The 21566-nt window shown below is 67.5% G+C and carries 19 protein-coding genes and 2 tRNA genes; 19 read left to right on the forward strand and 2 right to left on the reverse strand.

Annotated elements, in window-relative coordinates:
* Window positions 1-22: 22 nt before the first annotated feature.
* The 9 genes from ccmC (at window position 23) to GOC52_RS13820 (ending at window position 7057) form a co-directional block, all read left to right on the forward strand.
* A complete protein-coding gene (ccmC, locus tag GOC52_RS13780; protein WP_010486688.1) occupies window positions 23-793 on the forward strand; it encodes a heme ABC transporter permease CcmC in 771 nt (256 codons plus the stop codon).
* Window positions 790-978 (forward strand): heme exporter protein CcmD, encoded by a 189-nt coding sequence (locus GOC52_RS13785; RefSeq protein WP_010486686.1) that lies wholly within the window; start codon window positions 790-792, stop codon window positions 976-978. Before ccmC ends, GOC52_RS13785 begins: the two co-directional genes overlap by 4 nt.
* Window positions 975-1436, forward strand: a complete 462-nt coding sequence (ccmE, locus tag GOC52_RS13790; RefSeq protein WP_019336396.1) for a cytochrome c maturation protein CcmE — start codon at window positions 975-977, stop codon at window positions 1434-1436. Before GOC52_RS13785 ends, ccmE begins: the two co-directional genes overlap by 4 nt.
* Window positions 1437-3356 (forward strand): heme lyase CcmF/NrfE family subunit, encoded by a 1920-nt coding sequence (locus GOC52_RS13795; RefSeq protein ID WP_191849669.1) that lies wholly within the window; start codon window positions 1437-1439, stop codon window positions 3354-3356. It begins immediately after the preceding gene.
* 8 nt (window positions 3357-3364) lie between these two features.
* Complete coding sequence (locus tag GOC52_RS13800; RefSeq protein WP_005410345.1) at window positions 3365-3982, forward strand: DsbE family thiol:disulfide interchange protein; 618 nt, start codon at window positions 3365-3367, stop codon at window positions 3980-3982.
* 4 nt (window positions 3983-3986) lie between these two features.
* Window positions 3987-4436 carry a cytochrome c-type biogenesis protein gene (locus GOC52_RS13805; RefSeq protein ID WP_019336393.1) on the forward strand — a complete coding sequence of 150 codons (450 nt, stop codon included), beginning with the start codon at window positions 3987-3989 and terminating at the stop codon, window positions 4434-4436.
* Window positions 4430-5419 carry a tetratricopeptide repeat protein gene (locus GOC52_RS13810; protein ID WP_143994850.1) on the forward strand — a complete coding sequence of 330 codons (990 nt, stop codon included), beginning with the start codon at window positions 4430-4432 and terminating at the stop codon, window positions 5417-5419. The genes GOC52_RS13805 and GOC52_RS13810 overlap by 7 nt, the downstream gene beginning before the upstream one ends.
* A gap of 180 nt (window positions 5420-5599) precedes the next feature.
* Window positions 5600-6712 carry a homoserine O-acetyltransferase MetX gene (gene metX, locus GOC52_RS13815; protein ID WP_109813570.1) on the forward strand — a complete coding sequence of 371 codons (1113 nt, stop codon included), beginning with the start codon at window positions 5600-5602 and terminating at the stop codon, window positions 6710-6712.
* The gene (locus GOC52_RS13820; protein WP_019336390.1) at window positions 6713-7057 is read left to right on the forward strand and encodes a DUF1294 domain-containing protein; all 345 of its coding nucleotides are present in this window, start codon (window positions 6713-6715) and stop codon (window positions 7055-7057) included.
* Window positions 7058-7157: 100 nt separating this feature from the next.
* On the opposite strand, the gene cydC is transcribed toward GOC52_RS13820, so the two are convergent.
* Entirely contained in the window at window positions 7158-8831 is a 1674-nt protein-coding gene (cydC, locus tag GOC52_RS13825; protein ID WP_191849671.1) for a thiol reductant ABC exporter subunit CydC, read from the reverse strand.
* The gene (gene cydD, locus GOC52_RS13830) at window positions 8828-10573 is read right to left on the reverse strand and encodes a thiol reductant ABC exporter subunit CydD (RefSeq protein ID WP_019336639.1); all 1746 of its coding nucleotides are present in this window, start codon (window positions 10571-10573) and stop codon (window positions 8828-8830) included. Before cydD ends, cydC begins: the two co-directional genes overlap by 4 nt.
* A 228-nt stretch (window positions 10574-10801) precedes the next feature.
* On the opposite strand from cydD, the gene GOC52_RS13835 reads away from it, so the two are divergent.
* The 10 genes from GOC52_RS13835 (at window position 10802) to pgaD (ending at window position 21488) form a co-directional block, all read left to right on the forward strand.
* On the forward strand, window positions 10802-12391 hold the full coding sequence (locus tag GOC52_RS13835; protein WP_191849672.1) for a cytochrome ubiquinol oxidase subunit I: 1590 nt from the start codon (window positions 10802-10804) through the stop codon (window positions 12389-12391).
* Between the two features lie 15 nt (window positions 12392-12406).
* Window positions 12407-13558: a cytochrome d ubiquinol oxidase subunit II gene (gene cydB, locus GOC52_RS13840; protein ID WP_005410353.1), complete on the forward strand. Its 1152-nt coding sequence runs from the start codon at window positions 12407-12409 to the stop codon at window positions 13556-13558.
* Window positions 13559-13611: 53 nt separating this feature from the next.
* Complete coding sequence (gene cydX / locus GOC52_RS13845) at window positions 13612-13728, forward strand: cytochrome bd-I oxidase subunit CydX (protein WP_005410354.1); 117 nt, start codon at window positions 13612-13614, stop codon at window positions 13726-13728.
* Between the two features lie 55 nt (window positions 13729-13783).
* A tRNA-Pro gene (locus GOC52_RS13850) sits at window positions 13784-13860 on the forward strand.
* 140 nt (window positions 13861-14000) lie between these two features.
* Window positions 14001-14077: transfer RNA gene (locus GOC52_RS13855), tRNA-Pro, on the forward strand.
* Between the two features lie 222 nt (window positions 14078-14299).
* The gene (locus GOC52_RS13860) at window positions 14300-15505 is read left to right on the forward strand and encodes a CynX/NimT family MFS transporter (RefSeq protein ID WP_043400972.1); all 1206 of its coding nucleotides are present in this window, start codon (window positions 14300-14302) and stop codon (window positions 15503-15505) included.
* Between the two features lie 342 nt (window positions 15506-15847).
* Entirely contained in the window at window positions 15848-17875 is a 2028-nt protein-coding gene (gene pgaA / locus GOC52_RS13865) for a poly-beta-1,6 N-acetyl-D-glucosamine export porin PgaA (RefSeq protein WP_010486663.1), read from the forward strand.
* Window position 17876: 1 nt separating this feature from the next.
* Entirely contained in the window at window positions 17877-19763 is a 1887-nt protein-coding gene (pgaB, locus tag GOC52_RS13870) for a poly-beta-1,6-N-acetyl-D-glucosamine N-deacetylase PgaB (protein ID WP_043400969.1), read from the forward strand.
* A gap of 1 nt (window position 19764) precedes the next feature.
* Entirely contained in the window at window positions 19765-21021 is a 1257-nt protein-coding gene (gene pgaC, locus GOC52_RS13875; protein WP_010486660.1) for a poly-beta-1,6-N-acetyl-D-glucosamine synthase, read from the forward strand.
* Entirely contained in the window at window positions 21018-21488 is a 471-nt protein-coding gene (gene pgaD / locus GOC52_RS13880) for a poly-beta-1,6-N-acetyl-D-glucosamine biosynthesis protein PgaD (protein ID WP_010486657.1), read from the forward strand. The genes pgaC and pgaD overlap by 4 nt, the downstream gene beginning before the upstream one ends.
* The last annotated feature ends 78 nt before the right edge of the window (window positions 21489-21566 follow it).

The raw sequence follows: 21566 nt of genomic DNA on the forward strand, positions 1-21566 counted from the left end.
CCCTGCTGGATAGCCGCCACGCATGAATCCGATTGTCCGCTGGTTCCACCAACTCGGTTCGCCCCCCACGTTCGACCGATTCGCTGCCCGCTGGTCGCGGGTGTTCTACCTCGCGGCGGTGCCTGTGCTGCTGGTCGGCATGTGGCAGGCGCTGCTGGTGGTGCCGCCGGAAGCCAAGCAGCTGGACAGCTTCCGCATCCTCTACATCCACGTGCCCAGTGCCTGGATGAGCCTGTTCGTGTTCGCGCTGATGGCGCTGTATGCCGCCATCGCCCTGATCTGGCGGATCAAGGTCTGCGAGATCCTGGCCATGGCCTGTGCGCCGATGGGCGCCGGCTTCACCCTGATCACCCTGCTGACCGGCAGCATCTGGGGCAAGGGTACCTGGGGTACCTGGTGGGACTGGGACCCGCGCATGACCAGTGAACTGGTGCTGCTGTTCCTGTACCTGGGCGTGATCGGCCTGTACCACGCCATCGAGGACCGCCGCAGCGCCGCGCGCGCGGCCGGCCTGCTGGCCATCGTCGGTGTCAGCCTGCTGCCGGTGATCCGCTATTCGGTGGACTGGTGGGGCGGCCTGCATCAGCGCCAGTCGATCAACGTGTTCGGTGAATCGGCAATCAGCAGCGCGATGATCGCGCCACTGTGGTGGATGGTCATCGGCACCAAGTTCTGGTTCGCCGGTTCGGTGCTGGCCAAGGCCCGCGCCGACAATCTCGACCGCGAGGCCGGCAAGGCCTGGGTCGGTGGCCGGGTCGATGCCGCACGCGCGGCCGGGGAGGCCCAGCCATGACCCACCTGCCCTATGTGATCGGCGCGTACGCCGTGTTCGTGCTGGTGCTCGGCGCCGATGCCATCGGTTCGTGGCTGCGCCTGCGCATGGCACGCCGGTTGGCGCTGGCACGCCAGCAGCGGCAGCAGACCCGCGCCGTCAAACAGGAAGCTGCAGCGCCGCTGTCGACGGAGCTGGAACGATGACGCCGGTACAACGCCGCCGCCTGGCCTGGGTACTGCTGGCCCTGCTCGCCTCCGGGCTGGCCACCGCACTGGTGGCGATGGCGCTGGAACGCAACATCGCCTACCTCTACACGCCCTCGGAAGTGCTGCGCGGGGATGTCGATGCACAGTCGCGGTTCCGCTTGGGCGGGATGGTGGTGAAGGGCTCCTTCAACCGCCCGGTCGGTTCGCTGGAAGCACGTTTCGAAGTAACCGACGGCGATGCCCAGCTGGCGGTGACCACGTCGCGGATTCTTCCGGACATGTTTGCCGAAGGCACCGCGGTGGTCGCCAGTGGCCGCCTGCAGGAGGGTGTCTTCGTTGCCGACGAAGTGCTGGCCAAGCACGATGAAAAGTACGTGCCGAAGGAAGTGGCCGACAAGATGGGCGATGCCCATCGCAAGCATGACGTGCCGGTGACGGCACCCGAGGTGCGCTGAGTGCTGCCCGAACTGGGTCAGATCCTGCTGTTGTGCGCGTTGCTGGCCTCGCTGCTGCAGGCCGGCCTGCCGCTGGTCGGCGCGCATCGCAGCAACACGGCATGGATGGCGGTGGCACGGCCGGCCGCCTTCGCACAGCTGCTGCTGCTCGCCGGCGCCTTCGCGGTGCTCACCGCCGCGTTCGTGCAGCAGGACTTCTCGGTGCGCTACGTGGCCGAGAACTCCAATTCGTTGCTGCCGATGATCTACCGCTACTCCGCGGTCTGGGGTGCGCACGAGGGCTCGCTGCTGATGTGGGCGCTGGTGCTGGCACTGTGGACCGGCGCGGTGGCGCTGTTCTCGCGGCACCTGCCGGCACACGTGCAGGCGCGCGTACTGGCGGTGATGGGCGTGGTCAGCGTCGGCTTCCTCGCCTTCCTGATCTTCACCTCCAATCCGTTCCTGCGCCTGAACCCGGCGCCGCTGGAAGGCCGCGACCTCAACCCGCTGCTGCAGGACCCAGGGCTGATCATTCATCCGCCGATGCTGTACATTGGATACGTGGGCTTTGCCGTTCCGTTCGCATTCGCGGTGGGGGCCCTGCTGGAGGGGCGCATCGATGCGCGCTGGCTGCGCTGGACGCGGCCGTGGACCAACGTCGCCTGGGGCTTCCTGACCTTGGGCATCGCGCTGGGCAGCTGGTGGGCCTACTACGAGCTGGGCTGGGGCGGCTGGTGGTTCTGGGACCCGGTGGAGAATGCCAGCTTCATGCCCTGGCTGGTCGGTGCGGCATTGATCCATTCGCAGGCCGTCACCGAAAAGCGCGGCACGTTCGGCAGCTGGACCCTGCTGCTGGCGATCGCCGCCTTTGCGCTGTCGCTGCTGGGCACGTTCCTGGTGCGCTCCGGCGTGCTGACCAGCGTGCATTCGTTTGCCGCCGATCCGTCGCGCGGCCTGTTCATCCTGGTATTCCTGTCGGTGCTGATCGGCGGCAGCCTGCTGCTGTACGCGCTGCGCGCCAGCCAGCTGAGCGTGGACGCCGACGACCCACGCCGTGGCTTCACCGCCACCTCGCGCGAGACCCTGCTGCTGGCCAACAACCTGCTGCTGGCCACCGCCTGCGCGATGGTCCTGCTCGGCACGCTGTATCCGCTGCTGGCAGATGCACTGTCGCTGGGCAAGATCTCGGTCGGCCCGCCCTACTTCGGCAGCCTGTTCCTGCTGCTGATGGTGCCGATGATCCTGCTGCTGCCGTTCGGCCCGCTGGTGAAGTGGCAGCGCGACCAACCTTCGCGTGCATTCGCCCTGCTGGCGCCCTGGCTGGGGCTGGCGGTGCTGCTGGGCGCGCTGGCCTGGTGGCAGGCGCCGCAGAACGGCTGGAAGGCCGGTCTCGGTGTCGCCGCCGCGGCCTGGGTCGGATTCGGTACCGCACGCTTCGTCTGGCAGCGCCTGCGTGGCAATGGTCGCTTCACCGCCGAGATGCTCGGCATGATCGTCGCCCACGCAGGCATCGCCGTGTTCCTGGCCGGTGCGTTGCTGGTGGAAGCCCTGAACGTGCAGCGCGAAGTGGCGCTGGCACCTGGCCAGCAACTGGTGGTCGGCCGCTACGAAGTGCGCTTCGAGGGCGTGGACCATCGCGAAGGTCCCAATTTCATCGCCGACCGCGGTCACCTGCGGGTGTTCCGCAACGGCCGCGAACTGGCCCTGCTGCATCCGGAGAAGCGCCAGTACGCCAGTGGTGGTCAGGTGATGACCGAGGCCGGCATCGATGCACGCTTCGACGGCGACGTCTACGTGGCATTGGGCGAGCCGCTGGGCAACAATGCATGGGCGGTCCGGGTGCACATCAAGCCGTTCGTGCGCTGGATCTGGCTGGGCGCGCTGTTGATGGCCCTGGGCGGATTCATCACCGCCGCCGACCGCCGTTTCCGTCGTCCGTAGGAGTTCCCATGTCCGAGTCCCCCGCCCCGCGCCCCTCCCGCCCGCTGCCGCCGGTAGCCATCGTGATCGGCGTGCTGTTCTTCTTCGGCCTGCTCGGGCTGATGATCTACGGGGTGATGAAATCGGGTGATCCGCAGCGCGACGTGCTGCCCTCGGCGCTGATCGACAAGCCGGCGCCGGCGTTCGCCCTGCCGGTGCTGCACGACCCGGAGATGATCGTGCACAGCGACGAACTGCGCGGCGCGCCTTACCTGTTGAACGTATGGGGCAGCTGGTGCGCGGCCTGCCGCGAGGAACACCCGGTGCTGACCCGTTTCGCCGAGAGCAAGCGCGTGCGCGTGATCGGCTACAACTGGAAGGACGAGCCGACCGATGCCTTGCACTGGCTGGAGCAGCTAGGCAACCCGTTCATGGTCGTGCTCAGTGATGTTGAAGGCCGCACCGCCATCGACTGGGGCGTGACCGCTGCACCGGAGACCTTCCTTGTCGACGGCAGCGGCATCGTGCGCTGGAAGTACAGCGGTGCGATGACCCAGCGCGTAGTCGACGAGAAGCTGATCCCGGCGCTGGAAAAGATCGAGAAGGCCCAGGGCAATGCCGGCAGCACGCTGCACACGGCGCCCTGAGCCCATGCGCTGGCTGCTGGCGTTGCTGCTTCTGATGCTGCCGCTGGCCGCAGTGGCGCAGCAGCCGCTGCACGATCCGCAGCCACTGCAGTTCCGCGATGGCGCCGAAGAACGCCGCTTCCATGACCTGGCCGCGCAGCTGCGCTGCGTGCAGTGCCAGAACCAGTCGCTGGCCGATTCCAACGCGCAGATCGCGCAGGATCTGCGCCGCGAGGTGCTGCAGCTGATGCAGCAGGGCCACGACGATGCACAGATCAAGCAGTTCCTGGTCGCCCGCTACGGCGAGTTCGTGCTCTATCAACCACCGTTGCAGCCGGGCACCTGGCTGCTGTGGGGCGGTCCCCTGCTGATGCTCGGCGCCGGCGCACTGGTGGTGCTGGGCATTGTCCGCCGTCGTGGCCGTACGGTCGGCGCAGCACCGGCCGGAAAGGCCGATGAAGGAGACGGATGGTGAGCCATTGGCTGCCGGTGCTGGCCGGTCTGGTTGCTGCGCTGATGGCAGCGCTGGTGCTGTGGCCGCTGCGCCACCACGGTCGTCGCGGTTTCGTGGTCGGCGTGTTCGCACTGGGCGTGGCCGGTGCCTGCCTGTATCTGCTGGTCGGTGATCCGCGTGCAGCACAGGTCCAACCGACGCCGTCGGTAGCCACCCTGCGCGATGGCGTGCAGGCCCTGCAGGATGCACTGGAGCGTGACCCACAGCGGGCCGATGGCTGGGCGCTGCTGGGCCGGTCGCAGGCCGAACTGGGCAACGCCGCAGCCGCGGCGGACGCCTTCGCACGTGCCGCCGCTCTCGCCCCGGAAGACCCCGGCGTGCTGGTGGAAGCGGCGCAGGCACGTGCGCAGGCCGATGCCGGCAAGCAGTTCGATGACACCGCGATGGCCTGGTTGCAACAGGCGCGTGCACAGGCACCCGATGCCGAGCGCGCCAGCTGGCTGCTGGGCATCGCCCTGCGCCAGCGCGGAAAGAATGCCGAGGCCGCGGATGTGTGGAGCGGCCTGCTGCCACGGCTTGAGCCCGGCGCCGCGCAGGCGCTGCAGGCGCAGATCGCCATCGCCCGCGAAGCCGCAGGCCTGGCACCCGATGCCGCCCCTGCAGCACCAGCGGCGCTGCTGCAGGTACGCGTGCAGCTGCCTGCGCTGGAGAATGCCGAGTGGCCGGCCAGCACCCGGGTATTCGTGCTGGCCCGCGCCGTGGGTGGACCGCCGATGCCGGTGGCCGCACGCAAGCTGCCGCTGGCCGGTTTCCCGGCCACGGTCGGGCTGGGCGACGCTGACAGCCCGATGCCGACCGCGCCGCTGTCGGCACATCGCGACGTGGAAGTGCTGGCACGCATCTCGCGTACTGGTAGCGCCAATCGCAGCGAGGGCGACCTGCAAAGCGACGTGGTGCGGGTGACGCTGCCGCATGACGGCGTGGTTGAGCTGCGGTTTCCCTGACTTGTAGAGCCGAGCCCACGCTCGGCTGCGATTGGGTTGCCGGCGCCCGCCAGCCGAGCATCGGCTCGGCTCTACAGCAGATCCACGCCATGCGTGGATACGGCGGTCCGGTCCGCGTCCACCCGCTGCTGGAATCCAGCGTGTCGCCAGCTCCACATGCCGCCCCGCTAGAATGCGTGCATGACCGAATTCATACCGCCCGGCACCCGCTTCCACGCCCTGCCCTCGCCGTTCCCGTTCAAGCGCGGTGGCGCCCTGCACGGCGCGCGCGTGGCCTACGAGACCTGGGGAACGCTGGCGGCCGATGCCAGCAATGCGATCCTGATCGTGACCGGCCTGTCCCCAGACGCGCATGCAGCGGCCAACGAGGCCAACCCGGCACCGGGCTGGTGGGAAGCGATGGTTGGCCCCGACAAACCCATCGATACCAACCGCTGGTTCGTGGTGTGCGTGAATTCGCTGGGCAGCTGCAAGGGCTCGACCGGCCCCGCTTCGCTCAACCCGGCCAACGGTCAGCCCTACCGCCTGGACTTCCCCGAGCTGTCGATCGAAGACGGTGCCCGCGCCGCCGTCGACGTCGTGCGTGCACTAGGTATCGAGCGGCTGGCCTGCGTGGTCGGCAACTCGATGGGCGGCATGACGGCCCTTGCCATCCTGATGCTGCATCCGGGCATCGCGCGCAGCCACGTCAACATTTCCGGCAGCGCGCAGGCGTTGCCGTTCTCGATCGCGATCCGCTCGCTGCAGCGCGAGGCAATCCGCCTTGACCCGCGCTGGAATGGCGGCCACTACGACGATGCCGAGTACCCCGAGTCCGGCATGCGCATGGCGCGCAAACTGGGCGTGATCACCTACCGCTCCGCGCTGGAGTGGGATGGCCGCTTCGGCCGCGTGCGGCTGGATTCGGACCAGACCGACGACGATCCGTTCGGCCTGGAATTCCAGGTGGAAAGCTATCTGGAAGGCCACGCACGGCGCTTCGTGCGCTTTTTCGATCCCAACTGCTACCTGTACCTGAGCCGCTCGATGGACTGGTTCGACCTGGCCGAGTATGCCGACGGCGACGTGCTGACCGGGCTCGCGAAGATCCGCGTGGAGAAGGCGCTGGCGATCGGCGCCAACACCGATATCCTGTTCCCCGTGCAGCAGCAGCAACAGGTTGCCGATGGCCTGCGCGCCGGCGGTGCCGATGCGCACTTCATCGGCCTGGAATCGCCACAGGGCCATGACGCCTTCCTCGTCGATTTCGAGCGTTTCGGCCCGGCCGTGCGCGGCTTTCTCGACGCGCTGTAGGTGGCATGGCGGCGTAATCTCGCGCTGGCCGCGTTCGGCGCGTTGATCGCGCTGACGGTCAGCGGCGTGCTGCCGCTGTGGCTGGGTGGGTGGTGCCTGCTCGCCAGCGCGGTGTCGTTCGGCCTGTACGGCCACGACAAGCGCGCGGCGCAGAGAAAGCAGTGGCGTATTCCGGAGCGCACATTACAGCTGCTGGCCTTTGCCGGCGGTTGGCCCGGCGCGCTGCTGGGCCAGGCGATGTTCCGCCACAAGCACCGCAAAGCCTCGTTCCAGTGGGTGTTCTGGCTGTGCGTGCTGGCCAACGTGGCCTCGATCGCGGTGATGCTGCGCGAGTTCTCGCGATAGCCAACCTGTAGAGCCGAGCCCATGCTCGGCTCCGTGCAGAGGCAGCCGAGCATGGGCTCGGCTCTACAGTAGATCCACGCCACGCGCGGATGTGCATCGGTCAAAGTTCGCGGACCAGCGCCCCATCGCGCAACCGGTACTGCGCATCGACCACGCCTTCAGGCAGGTCGTCGTGGGTGATCATCAACAGGCTGCGCCCGTCCAGCAACCCGGAAAGGTCCTGCAGCAGCGCACGTGCGGTATCCACGTCGAGGCCTTCGGTCGGTTCGTCCAGCAGCAGGATCGGCGCATTGCGCAGCAGTGCACGGGCCAGCGCCAGCCGCCGCGCCTGGCCGGCCGACATCGTCGCGCCGTTCTCGCCCACCCAGGCCTGCAGGCCACCGTTGCGCTCGGCCCATTCGCCCAGGCGCATGCGGCGCAGCACTGCCCACAAGGCGGCGTCGCTGGCATCGGGATCCCCCAGGCGCAGGTTCTCGTCCACGGTGCCGGCGAACACCGGCGCGTTCTGCGGCAACCAGGCCAGCTGCCGATGCCAGTCGGCCTGGCTGAAATCGCGCAGGTCGAGGCCACCATAGGTGATTCGCCCCTGCTGCGGATCCCACAGCCGCAGCAGCAGGCTGGACAGCGTGGTCTTGCCACTGCCGCTGTCGCCACGGATGGCGATGCGTTCCCCAGGCGCCAACGTCAGTCGCAGGCCGGACAGCACCGGTCGCACCGCGCCTGGCCACTGGAAATGCACGTCATCCCAGTGCACGCGCGCGGCCTGCGGTACCGGCTGTGGCGCTGCGGGATCCTCCACCGTCGTCGCCTGCTCGACGATGGCCTGCAACCGATCAGCGGCGATCCGCCCGGACTGCAGTGACTGCCACGCCACCCCCATCCCGGCCCACAGTTCGATCAGCGCGACGGTGAGGAACACCAGGCCCGCGGCCATTTCCGGCGCGATACGCTGCTGTTCGGCCGCGTGGAGCGCCAGTGCCAGCATCGCCACCAGCCCCAGCCCTGCGACCAGGCCATGCAGGGTCGAGGCCGCGATCAGGCGCCAGCGGCGCCGACGATCCCGCGAAGCCAGCTGCTTGGCGGCCACGCGCACCTTCAGCTGCCACGCCGCATCGGCATGCAGCGCGGCCAGATCGCCCGCGCCCTCCAACCCTTCAAAGGCGGCGGTGCGCAGTGCGGCGCGATGCGCGGCACGGTCCGCCTCTTCATCGTCACGACCGCGCACACCCAGCCACGGCACGCCGAAAGCGATCAGCAGCGCCAGCACTGCCAGCAACACCGCTGCCGACGGCAGGATCAGCGCCGCCGAGGCCACCGCCACCAGCGTCAGCGCACCCAGCGCCACCAGCGGCCCGATCGCACGCACCAGCAGGCCGTCCACTTCACCGATGTCACCGAGCAGGCGGGCCAGCAGATCGCCGGTGCGCGTCGCCCCCAGCCGTGCCGGTGCCAGCGGCAGCGCGCGGCGGAAGAACCACACGCGCAAGTCGCGGGCGATGCGCAGGGTGGCGTCGTGGCCCACCAGCTTTTCGAAGTAGCGCGACACGATGCGCGCCATGGTCAGCCCGCGGATACCCGCGGACGGCGAGAAGAAGTTGAAGCCCTGGCCGAGGCCGGCCGCACCGGCCAATGCAGCGGCGGTGAGGAAACCACCGGACAGGCCCAGCAGTGCGGTGCCGGCCAGCATGGTGGTCCACAACAGCAGGATCGTCAGCAGCAGGCGCGGCCGATGGCGCAGGAACACCGCACGCAACGAATCAGGTGAACGGCTCATGCGCGCACCGCCTGTGCCGGTTCCACCAGGCGGCCTTCCGGCAGCAGCAGGCAACGATCGGCCCAGGCGATCACCGCCGGGCTGTGGGTGGCGACCACCACGCTGCGGCCACGTGCATAGGCGGCCAGGCTGCGCAGCAATGCCGCTTCGGTATCGGCATCCAGGAACGCGGTGGGTTCGTCCAGCAGCAGCACCTGCGGATCACGCAGCAGAAGGCGGGCCAGGCCGATGCGACGCGCCTCACCACCGGACAGGCCGAAGCCACGTTCGCCGATCACCGTATCCAGCCCCTGCGGCAGGCGCTGCGCAAACTGCAGTACCTGCGAAGCCTCGGCCACCGCGCGCAGGCGCGCATCGCTGGCGCCGGGATCGGCCAGGCGCAGGTTGTCGGCGATGCTGCCGTGGAACAGGTACGGACGCTGGCTGGCATAGGCCACCTGCACGCCGGGACGCACCTGCAGCTTCCCGGCACGTGGCGGCAGCCAACCGGCCAGCGCCTCCAGCAACGTACTCTTGCCGGACCCGCTGGGACCGACCAGGGCCAGGCGCTGGCCCGGTTCCAGCAGCACATCCAGATCCTGCAGCACATCGTGCGGCGCGCCCAACGGGCGCAGCACCAGGCCCTGTGCCTGCAACGGCGGCAACGCGGCCTCGGCCGGTTCCACAGCCAGCGGCGCACTCTCGTTCTCGATCAGGCCCTGCTCGTCCGGCAATGACTGCAGCAGACGCTCAACCTCGGCCGCCGCGGCCAGTGCATTGGCGCGGTCGTGGTAGTGCGCAGCCAACCGCCGCAGCGGCGCGTAGAACTCCGGCGCCAGCAGCAGGCAGAACAGGCCCGCGCCCAGCGTCGGCACCGCCGAATGCAGCGACATCATGCCCAGATAGCTCAGGCCCAGGTACAGCGCGACCATCGCCACGCTCACCGAGGCAAAGAATTCCAGCACCGTGGACGACAGGAAGGCGATCCGCAGCACTTTCAGGGTACGCACGCGCACACCTTCGGCGGCCGCCTCGATACCCTCCAGCTCGGCCTCGCCGCGGCCATACAGGCGCAGCAGGCCCAGGCCCTTGATGCGGTCGGCGAAGTGGCCGCTCATCCGCGCCAGCTCCCCCAACTGGGCGCGACCGGCGGCTTCGGCGCCCCAGCCCACCAGCATCATGAAGAACGGCACCAGCGGCGCGGTGAACAGCAGGATCAACGCCACCACCCAGTCAACCCAGGCCACCGCGGCCAGGATCAGCAGCGGCACCACCAGCACCTCGGTGCGCACCGGCAGGAACCCGCTGTAATAACTCTCGATCGCATCACCGTGATGCAGCATCAGTTCGCCCAGTTCGCCGGTGCGGCGCTGGCGCAGCCACAACGGGCCATGGCTGAGCAGTCGGGCGAACACTCGCTCGCGCAGGGCCAGCCGCGCGGCATCGGCTACATCCCCGGCAGCCGCTTGGGTGGCGCTGCCCAACAGCGTGCGCAGCACCAGGATCACCACCAGCCCGCCCAGCACTGGCAGCCCCGAGGCCAGCGGCGCGCGCTCCACCAGCACCTGCTGCACCAGCCAGGCGATCGCGGCGGCCTGGCCGATCAGCAACGCACCGGACAGGCTGATGCACAGGGCCGCCAGGCGTTGGCGCCCCCGGGCAGAATGGGCCAGATCAGCCAGCCACGCCGCGCGGACACGACGCTGGCGGGCAGTTTCGGCTTCCGGGGACAGGCTGTCAGGGGTCGTTTCGGCAGCGCTCAAGGGGTCTTCACGGGCAACGGGGGAGACACGGCATTGTAGGCGCAGGCAATGGCCGGCCTCTGCGGCCAGCGGTCGCAGTCTTCATCGGGTTGGCATACGATCAACCGGGGCACCTGTTCATACATTGATCTGGATCAAGGCTGTTTGAAGTAGTCGGTCACATCATTCACGTCGTAGACCACCCTTCCCGCCACCTGCAACGGCACTATCCAACGAGGTAGCCAGGCCATGATTGATCAGACAGTCGTAGAACTGTCGCGGCTGCAATTCGCGCTGACCGCGATGTACCACTTCCTATTCGTACCACTCACCCTTGGCCTGTCGTTCATGGTGGCCATCATGGAGAGCGTGTACGTGATGACCGGCAAGGAGATCTGGCGCAGGATGACCCTGTTCTGGGGCGTCCTGTTCGGCATCAACTTCGCCATGGGCGTCGCCACCGGCATCGTCATGGAATTCCAGTTCGGCATGAACTGGTCCTACTACAGTCACTACGTGGGTGACATCTTCGGCGCGCCGCTGGCGATCGAAGGCCTGATGGCCTTCTTCCTGGAAGCCACCTTCGTCGGCCTGTTCTTCTTCGGCTGGAACCGCCTGAGCAAGGTCAAGCACCTGATGGTGACCTGGCTGATGGCACTGGGCACCAACCTGTCGGCGATCTGGATCCTGGTTGCCAACGGCTGGATGCAGAACCCGACCGGTGCGGTGTTCAACCCGGAAACCATGCGCATGGAAGTGGTCGACTTCATGGCGGTGGTGTTCAACCCGGTGGCGCAGGCCAAGTTCGTGCACACCGTCAGCGCCGGCTACGTGACCGGTGCGGTGTTCGTGATGGCGATCAGCGCGCTGTTCCTGCTGCGCAACAAGCACAAGGACCTGGCCCGTCGTTCGTTCGCGGTGGCCGCGGCGTTCGGCCTGCTGTCATCACTGTCGGTGGTCGTGCTGGGTGACGAGAGCGGCTACGCCGCCAGCGAACACCAGAAGATGAAGCTGGCCGCGATCGAAGCGATGTGGGAGACCGAGCGTGCGCCGGCCGACTTCACCGCCTTCGGCATCCCGAACCAGGAAACCCACCAGAACGACTACGCGGTGAAGATCCCCTACCTGATGGGCCTGATCGCCACCCGCTCGTTGAACCAGCCGATTCCGGGCATCCTGGAACTGGTCGAGCGCGCCGAACACCGCGTGCGTGGCGGCCAGCTGGCCTACGGTGCATTGGAACGCCTGCGCGCCAACAAGAACGACGTTGAAGCACGCGAGATGTTCGACCGCCACTGGCAGGACCTGGGCCACGGCCTGCTGCTCAAGCGCTACCGCGACGACATCCTCAACGCCACCCCGGAGGAGATCTCGCAGGCGGCGATGGACACCGTGCCGCGCGTGATGCCGCTGTTCTGGACCTTCCGCGTGATGGCCGGCCTCGGCTTCTACCTGATCGCCTTCTTCGCACTGGCCTTCTACTACTCCTGCCGCAACAACTTCCAGGACAAGCGCTGGTTCCTCAAGCTGGCCCTGTGGACGCTGCCGGCACCGTGGATCGCGATCGAGTGCGGCTGGTTCGTGGCCGAGTATGGTCGCCAGCCGTGGGCGGTCGATGGCGTGCTGCCGACCTTCTATGCGGCGTCGGGCTTGGCCCTGCATGAAATCGTGCTGACCCTGGCCGGCTTCACCGCAATCTACACCGCGCTGATCGTGGTCGAGATCAAGCTGATGCTCAAGGCGATCCGCAAGGGTCCGGACGAGGTGCTGCCGTCGCTGCAGTCGCCCCAGCCGCATGCTTCCCACAATGCCTCGGCGCCAGCCGCCGGCCAGGCCTGAGGCAGGAGAACCAAGATGGATTTCATTCTTCTGGACTACACCACGCTGCGCGTGATCTGGTGGCTGCTGCTCGGCATCCTGCTGATCGGTTTCGCCGTGATGGATGGTTTCGACCTGGGCGTGGGCACCCTGCTGCCCTTCGTCGCCCGCAACGACGCCGAGCGCCGGCTGGTGATCAACACCATCGGCCCGGTGTGGGAAGGCAACCAGGTGTGGCTGATCCTGGGCGGCGGCGCGATCTTCGCCGCCTGGCCGCCGCTCTATGCGGTCAGTTTCTCCGGGTTCTACCTGGCGATGTTCGTGATCCTGTTCGCGCTGATCCTGCGTCCGGTCGGTTTCAAGTTCCGCAGCAAGATGCCCAGCGAACGCTGGCGCAACACCTGGGACTGGGCGCTGTTCATCGGTGGCTTCATCCCGGCGCTGATCATGGGCGTGGCGGTGGGCAACGTGGTGCTGGGCGTGCCGTTCCACTTCGATGACAGCATGCGCATCTTCTACACCGGCTCGTTCTTCGGCCTGCTGATGCCCTTCGCGCTGCTGGCCGGCCTGCTCAGCGTGTCGATGCTGGTCGCCCACGGTGCCGCCATGCTGGTGCTGAAGACCGACGGCCCGGTGGCCGAACGTGCAGCCCGTTTCGGCAGCATCGCCGCGATCATCGCCTTCGTGCTGTTCGCAGTGGGCGGTGCCTGGGTGGCCTTCGGCCTGCCGGGTTACCAGATCACCTCGCAGGTGGTTACCGATGGCGCCACCAATCCGCTGCTGAAGACCGCCGAACTCGGCGCCGCCGGTGGCTGGATGCGCAACTACAGCGCGATGCCAGCCACGATCCTGGCACCGCTGCTGGGCCTGGCCGGCCTGCTGGCCAGTGCGGTGCTGCTGCGTGCCCGTCGCGGCGGGCTGGCCTTCATCGCTTCCGGTGCGGCCATCGCCGGCATCATCCTGACCGTCGGTTTCGCCATCTTCCCGTTCCTGCTGCCGTCCTCGAGCCAGCCCACCTCCAGCCTGACCGTGTGGGACGCCTCGTCCAGCCACCTGACCCTGTGGATCATGCTGCTGGCCACGGCGGTGTTCCTGCCGATCATCCTCGCCTACACCACCTGGGTGTACCGCGTGCTCAAGGGCAAGACCACCACCGAAGAGATGGGCAACAACCCGAACGCTTACTGATTGACGGTGTGCCGGCCCACGGCCGGCACACCCTTGAACAAAGGAGATCGACCATGTGGTATTTCGCCTGGATTCTCGGCGCCGGCCTCGCCTCGACGGTGGCCATCCTCAACGGCATGTGGTTCGAAGCCCGCGAGCAGAACCGTATCGAGAAAGAAAATCGTCGCTGAGCTGTAAAAAAACCTTGCCGCCTTGGCCTTCACACGGTATCTTAGGCGGCTCCTTCGGGGTGTAGCTCAGTCTGGTAGAGCGCTACGTTCGGGACGTAGAGGTCGCAGGTTCGAATCCTGTCTCCCCGACCACTCAAGTGGTCGCATTGAAGCCTGGTGAAGTCGTCCAGGCTTTTTTGTTCCCTGAAGTGGCACTGCTTCGGCAGTGTGAAGAAAACAGCATTCACCCCTTGCCGCCATCGGGGTGAATCGCTAGAATAGGCGGCTCCCTTCGGGGTGTAGCTCAGTCTGGTAGAGCGCTACGTTCGGGACGTAGAGGTCGCAGGTTCGAATCCTGTCTCCCCGACCACTTCGGTGGTCACCAAGAAGCCTGGAAGACATCACTGTCCTCCGGGTTTTTTTGTGCCAAGCGCCGGGCCACCCGCATGACGGGACCTTGCCCGGCAGCGCACGTACAATGGCCGCGCTGCCGGCCCACCTGCAGCCCCCACCCCCACCTGCCGCTTCGGCGTAGACCGATGCCGGCGCTGCATGCCGTTGCTGCGGCGTGCGACACCTGCAAGGACCACCGATGAGTTCCTCCACTTCCGATTCGCCGTCGCTGCTGCACGGTCGCGTCCTCGCGTTTGCCGCGATCCTGCTGGCAGCGGTCAACCTGCGCACGGCGGTCACCTCGATCACCCCGCTGCTGGACGTGCTCGGCCAGCAGTTCGGCTTCGGCACCACCATGACCGGCGTGCTGGGCATGCTGCCGACCGCCTCGTTCGCGCTGTTCGGCGTGGCCACGCCGGCACTGGCGCGGCGCCTCGGCCTGGAGCGCACCACCCTGCTGGCGATGGTGATGGCGATGGCCGGCCTGCTGCTGCGCTCCAGCGCCGGCAACGTCGGCACGCTGTTGCTGGGTTCGGTGCTGGCGCTGGCCGGCATGGGCATCGGCAACGTGGTGGTGCCGCCGCTGGTGAAGCGTTACTTCGCCAACAAGGTCGGCACCATGAGTACGCTCTACATCAGCGTGCTGCAGCTGGGCACGATGCTGCCGGCGCTGCTCGCGGTGCCGATGGCCAACGCTGCCGGCTGGCGCGTGTCGCTGGGCATGTGGGCGCTGCTGGCACTGGCCGCCGCACTGCCCTGGCTGGTGCTGGCCAAGCGCGCGCCGAAGCCGCAGGCCGACGCCACCGACCCCACCGCGCAGCCGCATGGCAAGGTCTGGCGCACGTCGCTGGGCTGGAGCATGACGCTCATGTTCGGCATGACCTCGCTGATGACCTACTCGATGTTCACCTGGCTGCCGCGCATCGTGGTCGAGGCCGGTGGCACGCCCGCGTTCGGCGGCGTGATGGTGGCCGTGTTCTCGGCACTGGGCCTGCTACCGTCGCTGGTCATCCCGTCGATGGCGGTGCGCCTGCAGAACCCGTTCCCGCTGGTGCTGATCGGCTTCTTCTCGTTCGTGATCGCCTTCACCGGCCTGCTGCTGGCACCGATGAAGGCCCCGCTGCTGTGGGCCTGCCTGCTCGGCGTCGGTCCGTCCACCTTCCCGCTGGCGCTGACCCTGATCAACCTGCGCACCCGCACCCCCACCGGCTCGGCGGCGCTGTCCGGGTTCATGCAGGGTGTGGGCTACAGCTTCAGCTGCCTGGGGCCGTTCCTGGTCGGCTGGCTGCACACCGTCAGCGACGGCTGGACGATCCCGTTCAGCTTCCTGTTCGGCTGCGCCACCCTGATGCTGTGCGCTTCCTGGGTGGCCTGCAAGCCGCGCAAGCTGGAAGACCTCTGGTAAGCCGCATGGGGCCAGCAACCGGCCCCACCTACCGCTCGTCAGCCCGTTTGCGCATTTTGACGCCGGGCTGACAATTCCGGGCGGATAGTGCCCACGAATGCCCATCCTTGCCGCGTGCCGGCATCGGGCATGGGGGCGGCAGCGCCGCCCAGGCCACCACTCGGTGCGCGGGGGACTCTCGTTTCAGACAAGACATTGCAGGTCGCTGTCCTGGTTTCGCCCATCCCTGCTGGATGGGAGTTCGCGAGGGGAGTGACGCAGGCCACGGCCACCCCAAAATCTGGCATGTGATGTGCGTCACATTTTTCAGGTTGTCTGGTTCGGAAGCCAAGGGGGTCCCCAATGGTTGTCCACCGCCGGCTGGCGCTCTGCGTCGGCCTTGCCTGTACCGCCCTGGCCTGGGCCAGCAGTGCTGCCCCGCCCGACCGCGAGGCGGCCCTGGCCGAGATCGGCCGCTACCGCGACCAGGCCCGCTGGCTGGATGCCCTCGGCGCCATCGAGCGCGCCAGCCAGCAGCAGCCCAACGACGATCTGCTGTTCAAGCTGCGCGTACTGACCCTGGGCGACATCGGCAATGCGTGGCGCGCCTGGGCGCTGTACCAGCAGCGCCCGCAGCTGTTCGACGCTGCACAGAAGCAGCGCATCGAAGGCGACTACCTGGCCAAGCTGGTGGTCTGGAGCCTGGCCTACAGCAGCAGCGAAGACAGCCGGCTGGAAGAGGCCGAATCAACCCTGGCGCGCATGCAGCGCTACCTGGGCGCCGAAGGCACTCCACCCGCGCAGGCGCCACTGCGCATCCGCATGGACCGGCTGATCCTGCTCAACCGGCTGGGCCGCCATGCGCAGGTGCGCGAGGAAGCCCGCGCACTGCAGGCCGAAGGCCATGCCCTGCCCGACTATGTGCTGCCCGCAGTGGGCGATTCGCTGATGGGCACCCTGCACCCGGAGGAAGCCATTCCGGTGCTGCAGGCAGCGGTCGCTGGCGATCCAACGCGCGACGCCTCGCATTCGGAACTGGCATACGCCTACCTGGAAAGCGAGCAGCAGGAAAAGGCCGTCGACCTGCTGCAGGCGTGGCGCGACAAGGAACCTGCCTGGCGCTGGAGCAACGGGAAGTCGCCGTATCCAAACTGGTCGCGCTACGAGGCCGACCTCAACCTGGCGATGGTGCGCGCCTACAGCGGTGACCTGCCCACCGCGCAGCGCGATCTGGAATCGATGGTCGACATCGCACCGGGCAACGGCGGCCTGCAGAGTGCGCTGGGCAGTGTCTACATGATGCGCGGCTGGCCACGCAGGGCGCTGCAGCGGCAACAGATGGCGCATGCGCTGGACCCGCGCGACATCGAGCCACGGCTGGGCATGCAGGAAGCCTACGTCGCTCTGCAGCGTGATGACCTGGCGCGACCGCTGCACGACGATCTGGTCGCACGCTACCCCACCCAGCCCGCCGTCGAACGCATGGACCAGGCCTGGCGCGCGCATCGCGGTTGGCAGCTGAAGGCATGGACCGACATCGGACGCAGTTCCGGCGGTGGTGGCACCTCGCCGCTGGGCAACGATGATCGCCGCTATGGCATGGAGGTCCAGACACCCGTACTCGACGATCGCTGGCGGCTGTTCGCCTTCGCCGACCGGCGCTCGGTCGATTTCCAGGACCAGCGCATCGACCCGCTGTGGCTGGGCGCGGGCGTACGCTACCGCTTCGGCCGGCTGGATGCGGAAGCGGCCGTGCTGCGCGCCAACGACCACATTGGCGATACCGGCCTGCGCGTCGGCGTGGGCTGGCAGTTCAACGACTACTGGCATGCCGGACTGATTGCCGCACGCAATGATCCGGAGGCATCGATGCAGGCGCGCGTGGCCGGCATCACCGCTGACAGCGTCAGTGCGCAGGTCGACTATCGGCGCAGCGAACGCACGCACTGGGTGTTCGGCGCCAGTCGCTTCCGTTACGACGATGGCAACCATCGCGAACTGTTCAGCACCGCACTTGAACAGCGCCTGCTGACCCGCCCACGGTGGCTGATCGATGGCCTGGCCAGTGCCTACACCAGTCGTGGCAGCCGCGACGATGCCCCCTACTTCAACCCGAAGCGCGACCGCATGGTCGAGATCGGCCTGCGCATCGACCAGCAACTGTGGCGCCACTACGAACGCCACTTCAGGCACCGGCTGACCGTCTCGCTGGGCGACTACTGGCAGGACGGCTTCGGCAGTGCGCTGGTGCCGTCGGTGTCGTACATGCACGAGTGGCAGCTGGGCCAGGGCCGCGTGTTCGAGTATGGCGTGCGCTGGTCGCGGCCGGTCTACGACGGCCATCGCGAACGCCATATCGGCTTCGAAGCCGCACTGCGCTGGGGAGACTGACATGACCCGCATCCTGCGCCTGATCGTGCTCCTGCTGCTGTCGGCTGCGCCGCCGGCCTTCGCGCAGCAGGCCCTGCATCTCGATGCGATCGACAACGGCCTGCTGATCCTCAGCTACCACGACATCCGCGACCAGGTCGCAGCCAAGGGGGATGCCGATACCTATGCGGTGAGCACGCAGAACTTCGCCGCCCACCTGGACTGGCTGGGGGCACACGGTTACCACCCGGTGTCGCTGTCGCAGGTGATCGCGGCCTCGCAGGGGCGCGCCACGCTGCCTCCGAAACCGGTACTGCTGACCTTCGATGACGGCCTGCGCAGCGTCTACGACAAGGCCTTCCCGCTGCTGCAGGCCTACCGCTATCCGGCGCTGGTGGCGGTGATCACCGACTACGTGGACATGGCACCGGGCCGCACCATCGACTATGGCTACCGCCCGTTCGGCCGGGACGACTTCATCACCTGGGCACAGCTGAAGCAGATGCACGACAGCGGCCTGATCGAGGTGGCCAGCCATACCGACGATCTGCACCACGGGGTGCTTGCCAACCCGCAGGGAAATTCCACCCCTGCTGTCGTGACCCGCATCTACCGACCGGCCACGCACAGCTACGAGAGCGAGCCACAGTACGAGCAGCGCCTGCGCGCCGATCTCGGCCGCAGTGTGCAACGCATCCAGCAGCACCTGGGCGTGCGCCCGCGCGCCATCGTCTGGCCCTATGCCGCCTACAACCAGCTGAGCAACGACATTGCCGAGCAGCTGGGCATGCCAGTGTCCTTCGATCTGGAAGGCCGGAGCACGCCGGTGGCCAGCGACCTGCATGGCCTGGCGCGCTTCCTGGTCAGCGACAACCCGACCGTGGAGGCGCTGGCCTACGAACTGCGCCGCGACGTCGCGCTCGATGGCATCCGTGCCCTGCAGATCGACCTGGATGATGTGTACGACCCCGACCCCGCACAGCAGGCGCGCAATCTGGATGCGCTGATCGAGCGGGTCAAGCGCATCGCGCCGACGCACGTCTACCTGCAGGCGTTCGCCGATCCGGACGGCAACAACACCGCCGATGCACTGTACTTCCCGAACCGCCACATGCCGATGCGCGCGGACCTGTTCAGCCGCGTTGCCTGGCAGCTGAAATCGCGTGCGGGGGTGAAGGTCTACGCATGGCTGCCGGTGCTCGGCTTCGAGCTGCCCGACCCGGCGCAGCGCAAGGCGCTGGCGATCCGCAACGGCGATGCCGATGGCATGTACCGGCTGGATTTCACCAACCCGCGAGCGCGCCAGATCATGCTCGACATCTACGAGGACCTGGCGGTCAACTCGTACCTCGAGGGCCTGCTGTTCCATGACGATGGCTATCTGCGCGACACCGAGCTGCCCACGCTGGCGGCCGGCGATGGAGGCAGCGCACGCACGCAGGCATTGATCGACTTCACCCTGGCACTGCGCAACAGCGCGCAGCACTGGCGGCCTAAGCTGGCCACGGTGCGCAACCTGTACGCGGAGCCGGTGCTGCGGCCGCAGAGCGAAGCCTGGTTCGCGCAGCGCCTGGACCTGTTCAACAAGGCCTACGACCAGACCGCACTGATGGCGATGCCGTGGATGGAAGGCAGCAAGCATCCGGAACGCTGGCTCGACCAGCTGTTGGGCGCGGTGCGTGCGCATGATCCACAGCTGCAGCACACCCTGTTCGAACTGCAGACCGTCGACTGGCGCAGCGGGCAACCGATTCCCGCAGAGCGCCTGCGCGCGCAGATCCGCCAGCTGCAGGCGCAGGGCGTGCACCACTTCGCCTGGTACCCGGACGACTTCATCGCCGACCAGCCCTCCACCCGCGATGCCCGCGCGGCGATGTCCGCCGGCAACTTCCCGTACCCGGAGAAGTGACATGGACATGCATCCGTTGCTGCAGGTCCTGTTCCAGTTCGCCTTCTACTACCCGATGGTGATGGCGTTCTTCTGGATGTCGGGCGGCCTGTATTACTACTTCCGGCGCGAACGCCATTCGCGTCCACGCAACGACCCGCCGCTGATGGTCGATCCACCGTTCGCGAGCCTGCTGATTCCCTGTCACAACGAGTCCGCGAACCTCGACGACACGCTCGGCGCGGCGCTGGCACAGCGCTACCCGGCCGACTACGAAGTGATCGCCATCGACGACGGCAGCAGCGACGACACCGGTGCGCGGCTGGACGCCCTGGCGGCAAAGCACCCACGGCTGCGCGTGCTGCACCTGGACCGCAACCTGGGCAAGGCCAATGCGCTGCGCATGGGTGCACTCGCCGCGCGTTCGGAGTACCTGGTGTGCATCGACGGCGACGCGATGCTGGAGGAGCACGCGCTGCACTGGATGATCTGGCACCTGGTAAGCGGCAACCGGGTCGGCGCGGTGACCGGCAATCCGCGCATCCGCAACCGCTCCACCCTGCTCGGACGCCTGCAGGTGGCCGAGTTCTCCTCGATCATCGGCATGATCAAGCGCGCGCAGCGGGTATACGGGCGCATATTCACCATCTCCGGCGTGATCGCCGGCTTCCGTCGTACCGCGCTGCACCAGGTCGGCTGGTGGTCGGACGACATGGTGACCGAAGACATCGACATCAGCTGGCGCCTGCAGCGGGCGCACTGGGACATTCGCTACGAACCCAACGCACTGTGCTTCATCCTGATGCCGGAAACGCTGAAGGGGCTGTGGAGGCAGCGGCTGCGCTGGGCCCAGGGTGGCGTGGAGGTGATGCTGCGCCACGCCCGCTCGCTGCTGCACTGGAAGGAGCGGCGCATGTGGGGCGTACTGCTGGAGTACGTGCTGAGCGTGATCTGGGCTTACACCATGTTGTTCATCGTGGTGCTGTGGGCGCTGGGCAAGTTCATCGAACTGCCGCCGCAGCTGCATATCGCCAGCCTGCTGCCGGAATGGCACGGCGTGATCCTGGCCCTGGTCTGCCTGCTGCAGTTCGCCAGCAGCCTGATCATCGACCGTCGTTACGAAACACAGATTGGACGCAACTACTTCTGGGTCATCTGGTACCCGATGGCGTACTGGTTGATCAGCCTTTCCACCACCCTGGTGGCGTTGCCGAAAACCCTGCTGCGCCGTCGCAGCAAGCGCGCCACCTGGACCAGTCCCGATCGGGGGATCCGATGAACGCACAACGCCCGTCCAACCGCTTCGACTCGCGGATGATCCGCAAGCCGCATCGCCAACCACGCTTCCAGCGCACCGCCTGGGGCTTCGTCACACTCGCGTTCTGGGGGTTCTACTTCTACCTGTGGGCACCGTTGGTGACCCTGCTCTCGTGGCTGATCGGCGGGCAGATGGCCTGGCAGCAGCTGTACGAGCGCAAGAACCAGTTCGACCCCTATGTGCTGGTGGCGCTGCCGCTGATGCTGCTGTGTGCCAGCGTGCTGCTGATCGGCTGGGCCGAGTACAACCGCGCGCGCTTCCGCGGCCACGACCGGCGCCTGCCGCGGCCGCTGGCCAGCCTCAACGAAGTGGCCGCCGACCTGGGGGCCAGCACCGGGCTGGCCGAGCGCCTGCTCGGCTGCAAGGCCGCCACGCTGCACATGGACGATCACGCGCGGCCGATCGGCATCCGCCGCGAGGTGGTGTAACCCGACAACCCGGTGGGTGCCGACCCTGGTCGGCACTTGCTTTGGTAGATGCCGACCTTGGTCGGCACCGGGGTCTAC

The sequence above is a fragment of the Stenotrophomonas sp. SXG-1 genome (assembly GCF_014083965.1).
Classification (GTDB): Bacteria; Pseudomonadota; Gammaproteobacteria; order Xanthomonadales; family Xanthomonadaceae; genus Stenotrophomonas; species Stenotrophomonas geniculata.